This is a genomic window from Streptomyces sp. RLB3-17 (genome assembly GCF_007113425.2).
GTDB lineage: Bacteria > Actinomycetota > Actinomycetes > Streptomycetales > Streptomycetaceae > Streptomyces > Streptomyces mirabilis_D.
In genome coordinates this window covers 11,958,239-11,971,890 of record NZ_CP041610.2, presented here as the reverse complement: position 1 = coordinate 11,971,890, position 13,652 = coordinate 11,958,239, and the positions used below count along the sequence as shown (strand labels likewise).

The 13,652-nt window shown below is 71.8% G+C and carries 10 protein-coding genes; all 10 read left to right on the top strand.

Annotation, left to right across the window (positions count from 1 at the left end; all coding sequences use genetic code 11):
• Positions 1-637 precede the first annotated feature (637 nt).
• From FNV62_RS54180 to FNV62_RS54135, 10 genes are read left to right on the top strand one after another with little or no spacing between them, the layout of a single operon-like run.
• Positions 638-1,573, top strand: a complete 936-nt coding sequence (locus FNV62_RS54180; protein ID WP_144316350.1) for a conjugal transfer protein — start codon at positions 638-640, stop codon at positions 1,571-1,573.
• Entirely contained in the window at positions 1,570-1,911 is a 342-nt protein-coding gene (locus FNV62_RS54175) for a hypothetical protein (protein WP_144316349.1), read from the top strand. The genes FNV62_RS54180 and FNV62_RS54175 overlap by 4 nt, the downstream gene beginning before the upstream one ends.
• Positions 1,912-1,931: 20 nt before the next feature.
• Positions 1,932-2,471: a hypothetical protein gene (locus tag FNV62_RS54170; protein ID WP_144316348.1), complete on the top strand. Its 540-nt coding sequence runs from the start codon at positions 1,932-1,934 to the stop codon at positions 2,469-2,471.
• Positions 2,468-5,152: an ATP-binding protein gene (locus FNV62_RS54165; RefSeq protein WP_144316347.1), complete on the top strand. Its 2,685-nt coding sequence runs from the start codon at positions 2,468-2,470 to the stop codon at positions 5,150-5,152. Before FNV62_RS54170 ends, FNV62_RS54165 begins: the two co-directional genes overlap by 4 nt.
• On the top strand, positions 5,149-5,505 hold the full coding sequence (locus FNV62_RS54160; RefSeq protein ID WP_144316346.1) for a hypothetical protein: 357 nt from the start codon (positions 5,149-5,151) through the stop codon (positions 5,503-5,505). The genes FNV62_RS54165 and FNV62_RS54160 overlap by 4 nt, the downstream gene beginning before the upstream one ends.
• A 3-nt stretch (positions 5,506-5,508) precedes the next feature.
• Positions 5,509-8,325, top strand: a complete 2,817-nt coding sequence (locus FNV62_RS54155) for a hypothetical protein (protein ID WP_225900772.1) — start codon at positions 5,509-5,511, stop codon at positions 8,323-8,325.
• A complete protein-coding gene (locus FNV62_RS54150; RefSeq protein WP_225900771.1) occupies positions 8,322-9,473 on the top strand; it encodes an NlpC/P60 family protein in 1,152 nt (383 codons plus the stop codon). Before FNV62_RS54155 ends, FNV62_RS54150 begins: the two co-directional genes overlap by 4 nt.
• Positions 9,470-10,117 (top strand): hypothetical protein, encoded by a 648-nt coding sequence (locus FNV62_RS54970; RefSeq protein ID WP_205523209.1) that lies wholly within the window; start codon positions 9,470-9,472, stop codon positions 10,115-10,117. The genes FNV62_RS54150 and FNV62_RS54970 overlap by 4 nt, the downstream gene beginning before the upstream one ends.
• On the top strand, positions 10,093-12,717 hold the full coding sequence (locus FNV62_RS54140) for an ATP/GTP-binding protein (RefSeq protein ID WP_144316344.1): 2,625 nt from the start codon (positions 10,093-10,095) through the stop codon (positions 12,715-12,717). The genes FNV62_RS54970 and FNV62_RS54140 overlap by 25 nt, the downstream gene beginning before the upstream one ends.
• Positions 12,714-13,628, top strand: coding sequence for a replication-relaxation family protein (locus FNV62_RS54135; RefSeq protein ID WP_144316343.1), 915 nt, complete (start codon positions 12,714-12,716; stop codon positions 13,626-13,628). The genes FNV62_RS54140 and FNV62_RS54135 overlap by 4 nt, the downstream gene beginning before the upstream one ends.
• Positions 13,629-13,652 lie beyond the last annotated feature (24 nt).

The following is a 13,652-nucleotide window of genomic DNA, read 5'->3' as shown; positions in this document are numbered from 1 at the left end:
GACGGGCACTGGGGCGGGGGCGTGCGTGTGTTCCATGCCGTCAGCTCATCCGCCGACCCCGACCAGGCTGACGGCCACGAGCCCCGACCATCGGTCACGATCCGGCAACACAGCCGTCTAGCTGCCGTGGTCGGGCACATGGTCGGGCCGACCACGCCACCTTCACCCCCCGGTGCACAGCGGTTGCGCAGCCCGACTGCGCAGCCCGGGAGGGACGGTGCGCAATCGGGCTGCGCAACCGGCCGAAGATCCTGCGCAGTCGGGTTGCGCGGTGCGGCTGCGCAGTCGGCCCGAGGATTCCTGATCTTCACGTGCGCAGGTCCGGTGGGAGCACTGCGCAAGCGCCGCGCGGGCTCCGGGTGGCTTGCGTCTGCGCATCGGTGTGCGGGTCCGTTGGCCGGGCGTCACGTGGTCGCCCAGCGGTCGTCGGCCTGGGGACCGCGGGGCGGACGCGATGTCCTGTCCTCTGATCACGGCTTGCCCGTGGTCGGGCCTGTGGTCGGGCCGACCATGACCCCGACCACGGGCTTCGTGTCCCCATCGTGACCGTGGTCGGGGGTTTGTGGTCGGTGGTCGGGTCGGGGTCGGCCGGTTTTCTCGAGGTCAGCAACATCCGTTCTGACCTGGGAGTTTGACCATGTCCCCTGGCAAGCAGGCCTCGGAGAGCGAGGCTGCCGCTCCGATGGCGGCCGGCGCCCGGCTGGAGTCGATGCGGCGCCGCGTCCGCCTTTCACGCCTGGCGGTTCTGACCGCGATCGCGGCCGGCCCCGTCGCCCTGTGCGTCGCCGTCGCCTCCACCCCGACCACGGTCCAAGCGGCTACCCCGCCCAAGCCCACCGCCGTGCGCACCGCGGCGGCCACAGCCGACCCGGGCGGTTATGCGCAGCTGTTCGTCAGCGTCTGGCTGCGCAGCAGCGCGGACGATGCCACGAGTGCGCAGGCGCGGCTTGCGCAGTCGATGGCGCCGGACGTCGAGCTGCCCGCCCCCGCCCCGGTCGCGGGTGCGCAGCCGAAGCCGGAGTCCGTGACGGCAGTGCGCAGTGCACAGCGCGAGGGCGGCACGTGGTCGGTGACGGTGGCTGCGCAGTACGCCGACGGATCGGTGCGCTACTACGCCGTGCCGATGGCCGCCAACCCGGCGGGCGCCTCGTTCACGGTGACCGGCGCGCCCGGCGTGGTGGCCGGCCCAGCCCGGACCGAGGTGCCGAAGTCGTCGTACGGCGTGACGGTCCCGGAGGGGGATCTGTCCTCCGCCGTCGGTGAGTTCCTCGCCGCCTACCTAACCGGTGCCGGGGAGGTTGACCGCTACCTTGCGCCCGGCGTGCGGATGTCGGCCGTCTCCCCCGCGCCGTATACGACGGTCTCGGTGCAGCAGGTGTCCGCTCTCGAGGAGGCGGCGGCCGGGCAGGTGCCGGCCGACGGCACCAAGGTCCGCGTCCTCGCGCAGGTGGAAGCCCGGGACTCCGGCGGCCGGTGGCCGCTGGCGTACGAGCTCACGCTCAAGGCCCGCTCGGGCCGGTGGGAAGTCGCGGCGCTGGAGTCCGGGACCGCCCAGGACGGGGGTGCCCGGTGAACACGGTGCACAGCCTGATGCTCGCCGGGCAGCTCAACGACCTCGGCAACTCGTGGATCAACATGTTCAAGGAGTGGGCGACGAAGGGCCTGCAGGCCGGTCTGGTCTGCCTCGTGGTCGTCATCATGATCCAGAAGTTCAGCCTGAAGGCCGGGATCGGCGCCCTACTCCTGATGGTGATCGCGCTGGGCCTGTACAACGCGCGTAACGACCTGGCGAACATGTTCACCGACGAGGTGAAGAACCCGGCCAAGGGCGCACCCGCCATCCCCGGCATCGTGCGCACTACCGATCCCCTCGTGCGTGACCACTCCGCCGGCGCGGGAGGCTGGCTGTGAGCGCCGCCACCCAGGTGCGGATGGGACGCTTTTACACCTCCGCCCGCCGCCACCCCTGGGTCCTGGGCAAGGTCGCCGACTGGAAGATTCCCCTCGGCCCCTACACCCCTGCGCAGATCGCGGTCGCCGTCGGCGGCGGCTTCCTTCTGGTCAAGACCATCAGCTGGTGGTCGTGGATGGGACCCGTCCCGATCGCGGCCTGGCTGCTGGCGATCTGGGCGGTGCGCCGGGCGAAGATCAACGGCCGCGCTCCGATGCAGGCGGCCCTGGGCTGGGTGCTGCTCGGCTGGCAGCCGCGCGGCGGGCGGATCGGCGGCCGCGCCGCCCGCGACCGCACTTCCCACGCGCTGCTTGGTGGCTTCACCATCGAGGACGCGTTCGCCTCCGTCCCATTGGCCGCACCGTTCCGTGCGCGGCGGCAGCCGGCCGGCCGGACACCGACCACGCCGCGATCGTCCACGCGACGCCGCCCGGCGCCGGCTGCTCCCGCGGCGCCGGTGCGGCCGGTGTCGGGTGTGCAGCAACTGCTAGCGCTCGCCCAGCAGGGGGGTGCGCGGTGAGGGTTCCGATCCGTCACATCGCAGGGCACCTGGTCTGGTCAACGCATGGCAGCGTGTGGGGCATCTACCGGCTGCACCCGGGCCCGGACGCACAAGGTCGCCTGGAGGAGACCGTGCAGGGCACCTACGTGCCGGCCGCCGTACGGGACGAGCAGCTCGCCAAGATCACGCATCTGGTGCGCTCCCTGTCCGGGGCGCCGCGGCTGTTCGGGTTGTGCGCCCGGGTCGATCCGGGCGAGATCGCGCTGCGCATGATCGAGGGCGTCGAGCCGGGCGAACCGCTGTCGGGCCAGGAGCACCCGTGGGTGGAGAACGTCGAAGCCACGCTGGATCTGTTGGACGGTCAGGAGATGCACCTCCGCACCCTGTGGCTGGCGGTGCCGCTGCAGACCGAGACAGCCGGACTGCAGGTGTCTGCGTCGCTCGGCGCAATGTGGGCGGAACTGGCTCCGGCGCTGGGCATGCGGGCAGCGCCCGTGACGCGCCGCGAGGTGAGCGCCTACCGGGAGCAGGCCTCCCGGGTGGAGGCCGCGCTCGCCGGCGGCATCGCCTTCCGCCCGGGGCGCCCGGCGGAGATCGTGTGGATGATCCAGCACGCCCTCCACCGCGGGCTGCCGGAGCCGCTGCTAGCGGAAGCCGAAGCCAGCGCTCTGTTCGGCGGGCACATCCGGGAGGGCGTGCTGCGCTCCCCCAGCTACGCCGACCTCGGCCAGGTCCGCCTGCAGGAAGGCGGCATCGACCCCGAACTCGACGACGTCGACGAGCTCAAGAACGCAGGCCGCATCACGCGGTCGGGACGCCAGGCCTGGTGGCGGCTGAACTCGGCCTCCCCGCTGCGCCGACGGTGGCTGCAGGTGGAGTCCGACGCCGGGGTGGGCTATCAGGCGCAGCTGGCGCTGGCCGAGTGCCCGCCCGCTGTCAGCCAGGACGCAGCTGACCTGTTCGCGCAGCTGGAACTCCTGGACTTCCCCGTCGACTACACCGTCGACCTCACCCTGGTGCCCGCGGAGAAGGCCCGCGACCAGGTGCGGCGCAAGAAGAACGAGCTCATCGACCAGGCCGACCAGTACGACGCCCGCCCCACCGGCATGCCCGCCTCGCTGACCGAGGCCGCCCGGGATCTTGGCGAACTGGACACCAGGCTCTCGCGTACCTCGGTCGAGGTCGAGGTGCAGTCGGTGACCGTGCTGACCGTGTGGGGGCCGACCGCCGCGATCTGCGACGCCCGGGCCCGCGCGCTGGCGGCGCTGCTCGGCGGCGCGGACTACCGGGCGGTGCGCCCGGCCGGCCTGCAGGAGGCCCTGTTTTCGCTCGGTCTGCCCGGCACCGTGCGGCCCGGTTCCGTCCGGGAGTTCACGCAGCATCAGGTCTCCGAGGACTGGGCGCTGTCCGGTGCCTTCACCGTGGGCGAGGTCGGCGACCCGAACGGCATGTTCCTCGGCATCGACCTGGACTGCGGCACCACCCGACCCGTGATGATCAACGTCGCCGATGCGCCGAAGCAGGACGCGTCCGCGTCGATGGGGATCGTCGGGGATCTGGGCGCGGGCAAGAGCGTCCTGGAGAAGCTGATCGCGGAGGCGGTGTGGGCGCGCGGCGGCTGCGCGATCTGCATCGACCGCACCCCGGTACGCGAGTGGGCCACCTTCGCTCGCACCGCAGCCGCGGGCCGCTGCCAGATCATCGACGCCGCCCAGGCCGAGGTGTCCATCGACCCGCTGCGCATGTTCGACGGCCCCGAAGGCCGCCACTACGCCCTGTCCTACCTCACGCTCCAGCTCGGCATCGGCCCGATGAGCACCAACGGGGAGGTCCTGCACCACGCCGTCGAACGGGCCGCCGCCGGTGACGCCCCCTCCATGCACCGTGTCCTTCAGGTCCTCGACGAGATGGCCGGGGCGGAGGCGGGCAAGCGGCAGGACGCGGCCGCCACCCTCGCCGGCCTCATCCGCGTCGTGGCCGGCAACCCCCTCGCGGCGATGGTGTTCGACCCCACGCTGCCGCCCGTGCGGCTGGACGCCTCCAGCGCCTCCGACATGATCGTGATCACGACCACCGGGCTGAAACTGCCGCCGAAGGCCGCGTTCGACAAGCCCGAAGTCCTGCACCAGCAGCCGCTGGAAGCCCTGATCGGCCGCGCAGTCCTCTACCTGATCGCGGCCATCGCCCGGCAGACCGCGTTCGAGGACCCGGAGCGGTTCACCGCCGTGGTGCTGGACGAGCTGTACTGGCTGACCTCGTCCGCCGAGGGCACCGCCCTGGTCCACGAGATCCTCCACGACGGCCGCAAGCACGGCGCAGGCCTGCTCGCCGGATCGCACGACGCCGAGGAGCTCGGCCCTGACCGCGGCCTGATGGCCTACCGGGCGCTCGCCCGCACCACGGATCGCGAACGCGCCCACCGGGGCCTTGAGTTCGTCGGACTCGACCCGAACGACCCGGAACTGCTGCGGCTGGTGACCACCGGCCTCTCCCCTGTCGGCAAGAAGGGCCGTGAAGGCGAGTTCCTGCTGACCTGCCCCCGGCAGAACACCGGCCGCGTCAAGGTCGCCATCCCCGACATCCGGCGCATCAAGTCGTCCATCACCACCACCCCGGGACGCCGCACGAGCCCTGCCTCGTACCCAGGTTCAGCCTCTGAACCGCCCGCCGGTGCCCGTCCGAAGGAACACGTCAAATGACCTCTTCTTCCTGGGACCGCTCCCGGCACGTCACCGCGGCCACCAGCATCCTCATAGTGATCGCCGTCGCCGCCGGCGTGCTCGTCCTGGCCCTCGGGACGAGCGCGCCGGAGCCGTGGTGGCCACACACCGGCCAGGCCTTCGCCACCGACGCCCACTCCGCGCACCCGAACCCGTGCGACCGGATCGTGGGGCCCGCCAAGGAGTACTGCGAGCGCGGCACCACGAACTCCGCCCCCACCGGACACCCCAGTGCCGCCGGTGCGGCGTGGCGGCTGGGAACGGCCGGCGCGGGGATGGCCGCCCTCGTCGTCTGGCGGCGCCGGAGTACCGCTGGGCGAGGGCGGCGCTGACACATGTGGCGTCCAGACCGCGGCACCCTCCGCTCGGCCGGCTTCGTCCTGCTGCTCACCGGCGTGTTCGTCATGGTCAACAGCCAGGTCGTGTACGCGGCGGGCAGCAGCAGTGAGACCGGTGACCTGCTCTCGCCGCTGAACATCACCTCCTCCGAGGGGGTGCCGATCAACGGCTACGAGCTGAGCGCCGAAGGCGGGTCCATCGTCGCCTTCAAGTCCCAGGCCCTGGCGTTCGCCCTGTCCGGCCTGTTCACCCTGATCCGGCTGCTGGTGGGCTTGGCCGGGTGGGCCATCGAGCTGGCCTTCCGGTTCCCGCTGCTGAAGATCCTCATCCAGCCGGCGCAGAAGGTCGCCGACTCCTACACCCACGTGGTCGTCGACACGCTCGGGCTGAAGGGGCTGCTGCTGGCCTGGGCGTTCGTGTTCGCGTGTTTCATGATTGTGCGCGGCCGGGTCGGCCGCGGTCTGGGCGAGATCTTCCTGACCCTGCTCATCGCGGCGCTCGCCGCATCCGCGTTCGTCCGCCCCGACTACCTCCTCACCCAGGACGGCCCGCTGGGCCAGGCCCAGCAGGTGGCCGCCGAGGTGGCCCAGCAGACCGTCAACTCCTACGACTGGGGCGGCAAACTCGCCGGCAAGGGCCCGTGCGACGGCATGGCCGGCAACCAGGAACTCAAGTGCCTTCAGCAGGAGGACGAAGGCCCCGTCTCCGCGGCGGAGGTGGCCCGCCCGATCCAGGACTCGATCACCAACTCATTGATCGTCAAGCCCTACATGCTGCTTGAGTACGGGCGCATCCTCGACCCCGCCAAGGCGGCCGACCGGACGGCGTATGCAGTCCACCTGAAGTGGATCACCGGCGGATACAAAGCGAGCGCGCAGAACAAGGGCAAGGGCGCCAGGGACGATGCCTGCCGGCGGATCAAGGGTGAGGCGAAGAAGTACTGCGAGCGCTCCACCAGCGATGTCCCCAGCGGAAGCGGCACTCTTCCGGCTCTCACCCCCGGGGGCGAACTGCTGGACGCCTCCAACGCAATCGTCACCGACGAAGACCGCGAGTTTTCCTCCTTCCTGGCCGACATGAAGCGGGCCGGCCCGGTCGGCAAGGCTTGTGCCGCCTACGCCGAGAAGCCCACCTGGTGGCGGGTCGGCGGCGCCGGGCTGCTGCTGATCGCCGCCCTGTTCATCTGCGGCATGCTCCTGTCGAGCGCGATCGTCCTGCTCGGCACCCAGGGCATCTGCGCCGCCGCCGCAGCGGCGGGTGGTGTCACCTTCATCGCCGGGATGCTGCCCGGGCCTGCACGCCAGTCGGTGTGGAAGTGGCTGTCCCTGTGGGGCATCGCGATCCTCGCGCTGGTCGGGATCTGCGCGTTCGTGCCGTTCTTCGGCATCGCCGTCGACGCCACCGTCACCAACGGCCCCGACCTGGTGGTCGAGCGGATCCTGCTGATCGACGTGCTGGCCATCGCCGGTGCGGCCGGGCACCGCAGGCTGCTGACCGGCATCACCTCCTTCGGCCGGCGCATGGCCATGCGCATGCGCTACGCCAAGGTGGGTGGGACCCATCTGCCCGGCGACACCTCCGAACTCGGCGCCGCCCTCGCCATGAACTCCCCCGCCGCACTGGGCGGCCACGGCGGCGGGCTGCGCGCCTTCACCGGAGTCGGAGGCAGATTCGGGATGCTCGGCACCCGCCAGCGGCTGATGGGCGCCCTCGCCTCTCTGGTCGACGGAGCTGGCATGCCCGTCGACACCGGGGGGCTGCTGTCCGACGCCACCGCCGAAGCCGGACGCGGACTCGCACCGCTGACTGCCGCTGCGGCCGTCGGCGGGCTCGGAACACGGCTCGGAACCAAGGGCGCGCACTGGCTGCTCATCGGGCGGCGGCCCGACATGGACAAGCTCGTCAAGTGGCGCAAGCCCACGGCCGACGGCGATCCTGGCGGCTCACCCGGTGCCGGACCGGGCGGTTCAGGCAGCGGCGGGCCGCTCAGGCCCGGCGGTCCGCCCGACCGGTACCGCAACGAGGACGGCCAGGTCGTCGACCGCAACTCGGGGCAGGTGCTGCACGACCAGAACACCGACCGCACCCTGCTGTCCACCCGCGCGCACAACCGGCTCGTCCGCTTCCGCGGATACCGCATCCTGCACCGCGGCGGCCGCGCCGCCTACGGGACGACGGTCGGCCTGCCCGCCACCGTCCGCGCGGCGCGGTCGGGCGGCTCGCGCTACTCCCAGGACGCCCGCCAGCAAGTGCGGGTGTGGGGCAACACCGTCCGCGAAGACATCCGGGCCTGGGGCGACACAGGGCCCGTCCGCAACCGTCGACTGGGCGGCGGCGGGCCTGCTGGAAGCCCTCCCACTCCCCGATCCGGCCCTCCCACTCCTCCGCCCGGCCCACCGGCTCCGCCGTCCGGTCCACCTCCTCGTCCGTCCGGCCCGCCCGCCTCCGGAGCCACGGCCCGTACGGCCGGCGGTGCCGGCTCCGGTCGGGCGCGCCCTGCCGCGCCACCGGTCACAGCCTCGCAACCGCCCTCCCCTCCGAGTCCGCCGACTGCCGCGCCTGGACCCAGGCTTTCCAAGCCTCATCCCGGCAGGCCGGCCTCAGTTGTTCCCGAAGGCGTCAGCGACAGTGCGCGCGCCCAATCGGCGGCTCGGTTCCAGGAACTGCTGCGGCGTACCGCGCCCGATGCCGAAAGACTCCGCCAGCAGCAGGAGCAGGCGCAGCGGGCACGGGCCTATGAGGAGGCGCGGCGCATTGGGGCCGAGGTCGACTGGCTGGCCCCGGCAGAGCCCGAGGACGGTGACGGCCCGTGACCCGCCGCCGTGGCCGGAAGGCCAAGTGGGGCTGCCTGACCGTGATGCTGCTGGTCGTCGCCGTGTGCTGCGCCGCGCCCATATCCGGCGCGATCAGTGCGGTCGTCGCGCTGCAGAGCGCCGCGAGAGACGACGGCAGGATCGCCGAGGGCGGCACGGCCGCCGACATCCCTCCGCGCATGTTCACCGCCTACAAGAACGCCGTCCAACAGGTGGGGAAGTACGTGCCGAAGTGCCAGGGCATGCGCTGGCCGATCCTTGCCGGGATAGCCAAGGTCGAGTCCAACCACGCCATCGGCCGCACCATCGCCGGCAACGGCGACATCCGCCCGCGCATCTACGGCGTCCTGCTCAACGGCTCCGGAGCCGGCGGCAACACCACCGCCTTCCCGGACACCGACAACGGCAGGTGGGACGGCACCGCCAGCGGTGAACGCGCGGTCGGCCCCTTCCAGTTCCTCCCCTCCACCTGGGAGGGGATCGGGAAAGACGCGAACGGTGACAAGACCGCCGACCCGCACAACGCCGACGACGCCGCCCTCGGCGCCGCCGTCTACCTGTGCGGAATCGGCCGCGACCTGACGAAGCAGTCCCAGCTGGAGGCCGCGATCCTGCAGTACAACCACTCCACCGAGTACGTGGCGAACGTGCTGGGCTGGATCGACCAGTACACGGCAGCCGCCAAGGATCCGGACCTGAAGAACGTGTCCAGAACGGTCCGCACCGTCCTCGAGGCCGCGCTCTCCCAGCGGGGTGTCCCCTACTCCTGGGGCGGCGGCAGCACGAACGGGCCCAGCACAGGGATCTGCTGCTCGCCAAGCGGGAAGAGCGGCACCAACATCACCGGCTTCGACTGCTCGGGGCTGACCTTGTACGCGTACGCCAAGGCCGGCATTCAGCTGCCGCGTACCGCAGCCGCCCAGGCCGGTGCCGGAAAGCGGATCCCCCCAAGTCTCGGCACCAGCGCGCTCAAGGCGGGTGACCTGGTCTTCTATGCCGATGCCCCGGGCCGGGACGCGACGATCTATCACGTCGGGATTTACCTGGGCAGTGGACAGATGGTCAACGCCGCCCGGCCGGGCACCGTGGTCCGTCTGGACGCTGTCAACGCGATGGCGGGATATGCGGGAGGGGCCCGGCTGCTATGACAAACTCCCCGGCGCGTTCGCCGCGCCTGCTGCTGATCGTCACTGTGGTCCTGGTCGTGGCCGGGGTGATCCTGTTGACGGTGCCGCAGACGGCGGGCGCACCCGCTGTCTCGGCTCCACCGCGCGCGACCGCTCCCACGGCGCGCCCCACGGGAACCGCTCCAGGCAGCCGCACTGCGCAGGCCAGTGCGCTCGCGCAGGCCACGGCCTCCACTGCGTCGACGCATTCGGCCAGCTCGTCCGCGCTGCCGCCGCACGGTGAGGGCGTGGCCGGCGACGCCGCCATCCAGAAGTCGTTGGAAGACGCCTGGCCCGCCGACGTTGCCGCCGACGACGAGCAGAAGCTCCTCGCGGCCGGCCGTGGCCTGCTGCGGGCGGACGCCACGGGGGTCGGCCGGGCCAAGTGGCCCGCGCTCTTCGGCGACCCGGACCAGGCGATCGCACCGGCATTCGCCACCGCTCGCTTCCGTATCCAGGCGGCCGTCGCCCGCCGAGACGGCAGCCCGGACAAGGCGGTGGTGCACCTGGTGTGGGCGGGAGCCGACCGCGGCGGCACCTACACCGACCGACGCATCACCGACTGGTACTTCGCACGCACTTCGACGAAAGGAGCGTCCACGTGGACGCCTCAGCCCCGTATCTGACCGACCGGGCGGATGACACGGCGGCCGGTCAGGTCCTCGGTCTGCTGGCCGGCCTGGCCAACGCTGCTGGCTGGTTGATCACCTACTGGTACGTGCCCGTGGCGGCCGTCCTCGTCGTCTGGGCCGTGAGCGAGATGGTGGTGCGCCGTCTGGCGAGGAAGGCCTCAGCCGAGCGAATGGCGCTGGAACTCGTGCCGTCGCAGCACTTCGACCCCGGCCTGGAGGAGATCTTCCGCCGTGGGGTCCAGCTTGCCCGGGCCTCGACGAGCATGCCGTGGTGGGCGCCGCGACGGTCGAAGGCGGTGCAGATCCGGCTGCGCGCCGACGGCTCCAGCCCGTTGCGCTACCGGATCGAGGGTCCCGCGGGCGGCGAACGCCTGCTGTCGATCACGCCCTTCGGCCCGGCCGTCACCGTGAAGCGGGCCCGTCCCCTCGTCGACAAGCCGCGTGAGCATGTGGTGCGGGCGGAGTTCGTCCTGCGAGGCAAGCCCACGGCCCCGCTGCGGGACGTTCCGCTGGACCCGGATCCGCTGCAGCCGCTGATCGATGCCGTCTCCGATCTGCGGGCGGAGCTGGGTGACCTGGCCGAGATCCGGCTCGACATCCAGCGGGCTCCCAAGTGGGCCCTGCGGGCCCGCCGTCTGCAGCTGATGTCGGACGCCCGCCGCAGGGAGCGGCGCGAGGCCCAGCGGGCGGCCCGGTGGGTGCGGCAGGACGCCACCGGCATCGAGGACTCAGTGGCCTGGCAGCTCCAGCAGCTGGTCAGCGGCAAGCAGGGCGGGGGCGGGCGCCGTCTGGTCATGCCGCCCGTCCCCCGCCGGGTGGACCCCGCGGAGGCGCTGGGCAAGCTCGCCGATGATGACCACCTGGTGCGCGTGCAGCTGTTGGTGATGTGCGCGTCGAACACGGAAGGCCGCTCCCAGGCCCGGCTGGCCCAGCTCCAGGCCGCGTTCGACGTGTTCGGCGGCGGGTCACGGTGGGCGATGCGCGGATGGCGGATCGGCCCGTGGCGGTTGGGGGCGGACCGCTGGCCCAGCCGACGCGGCTTCGAGCGCCGCTGGACGTTGGGTCACTGCCAGCCGCCCCGTCCGAACTGGGTGCGCCTGGAGGAGCTGACCGGCCTGCTCAAGCCACCCACGGTGCACTGCCGCCTGCCGCTGCTCGCCGGGGATCTGCCGACCTTCGAGTTCGACAACCCCCAGTTGCTGCTGCAGGGCATCTACCGCGGCCCCGACGGCCGCCGTCGTTTGGTCGCCAGCTACGCGAAGGAGACGCTGTTCGAGGTCGGTGTGGGCAAGGCGGGCGGCGGCAAGACCGAGCGCGCCCTGGCGCAGGCGATCGGCTGGGCGCATGCCGGAGGCGGGCTGATGTTCGTCGACCCGCACCGCGACTCCTGGCCTCGCGCTCTGCCGTTCCTGGCCCACGACGCCCTGATGGACCGGATCGCGCTCATCGACCTCAACGCCAATGGGCCTGCTCCGCAGGTCAGTTCATGGAATCCGCTCGGCATGCACCAGGGCCAGGTGGCGCACGAGGTCGTCGAGGCCACTGCGGACGCCTACGCGGCCGCACTGGGCTGGGACGACGCCAGGGCACCCCGCGCGCTGACCATCCTCACCGCCTCACTGGCGGTGCTGGTGGCCGTCAACGAAGCCGCCTGCCAGGCCGGGCGCCCCGAGGACCAGGCCACGGTCTTCCACGTGCGGGCGCTGCTCGCCGACCCGGTCTTCCGCGCTGCGGCGCTCGCCGGGGTGCAGGGGCGCCTGGACGACGAGACGCGCTCCTGGTGGCAGACGGTGTTCCCTACCCTGCCGCCGGACTCCTTCGCCGTGGTCCTCAACCCGATCGCCCGCCTCGCCGCCAACCCCGTCACGCGCGCGTTCCTCGGCCAGCCCGCCGGCCGCTACAACATCCGCGCCGCGATGGACTCGAAGATGATCGTGTGGGTGTGCCCGGGCGGCAACGGACCCACCGACCGGCTGATCACCGCACTGCTCGCCCGCGACCTGCTGCGCGCCGTGCGTTCTCGCCGCGACACCCCGGAAGCCCAGCGGGTGCCGTTCCGCCCGTACTTCGACGAGCTGATCACCTTGACCGGCGCGGCTGCGGAGACGATCGCCAGCATGTTCGAGGACTTCCGCAAGTACAAGGTGCACGTCCACGGCATGACCCAGCTGCTGGCCCGCCTGCCTATCCAGGTGCGGCTCTCCCTGGTCCAGAACGCCTCCACTCTGGCGTCCACCGCCGGCTCGCAGTCCGCCATCGCTCCGATCACCGCGGAATGGGGCGATCGTCCCGGACCTGACGTCGTCGCCTCCCTGGACCGCTTTGAGCACTACATGTCGCTGACGGTCAGGGGCCGTCGCGTCGGCCCGGTCCGGATCACCGGCCCGCACCTCGACGAGGTCTTCGCCGACTACGCCCGCCCTCGGCAGGCGGCGGCGCTCGAGCGCGCCGCCCTCGCTATGGCCGGCGCCGAGCCCTTGGACCAGCTCACGACTCGCGCCACGGACCAGCTGGGCCGTGTGAACCGGTTCCTCGCCCAACTCGCCCCCACCACACCGTCAGCCGTACGGCTGCAGAAGAAGGGTTACCAGTGACCGCCACCTTCGAGACCGTGTCGTCCGGTCGTACTCCGAGTCCGGTTGAGCCGCTGCCGCATCAGCTCCTGGCCGTGCTGGGGCAGCACCGGATGGCGACCACGAATCAGCTTCACGACTTGCTGCGGGCTGGCACGGCGCGGCAGACCGTCTCCACGCCGCTGAACAAGCTGCGCCGTGATGGCCTGGTGGACTACACGGTGCTGCCGCAGTCCAACCGCTCCCGCGCCTGGTATCTGACTGGGGAGGGCGCCCGGCTGGTCCGGGACTTCCCCGCGCTGCGGGGCCGGCCGCCGTATCCGATCACCTCGGCCACCGCTGCCTCGTTGAAGACGCCGCACACCCTGACCGTGGTCCGCACTCACCTGGCGTTCGTGACCGATGCCCGCAGGCGTGGCGACGAGCACGGGCACCTGGACTGGACGCCTGAGGTCTCCCATCCGCTCAGCGACGGCGAGAAGATCATCACGGATGCGCTGATGCACTACACGGTCATCGGCGAGGATCAGCGGACGAAGCTCAGGGCGTTCGTCGAGGTTGACCGGACGACCATGAGCAGCGAGCGTCTCGCGTCGAAGTTGATCGAGTACGCGCGGCTGTGGTCGTACGAGCCGCTGCCTGTGGGGAGGCAGCGTGCGCGGCAGTCGGTCGTTCCCGGTGCCGTCTGGCTGCGCTGGTATCCCGTGTTTCCCCGGGTTCTGTTCGTGCTCACCGGAGCTTCCCGGTACGTCCTGGGCAACCGGATCAGCGACCTGCAGGCCATGGTCGCGCAGCACCCGCTCGTGGGCACGCTGGCCCGGCAGGTGCCGCTGGGCGCCGCGGTTCTGGACGACCTCGAACTCCGGGGGCCTACGGGCGATGTCTGGGTGCCTCTGGCCGGGGGCGGGCCGCGGCCGTGGACCGAGCTGTGATGCAGCGTCTTGGTGCCGACCGAG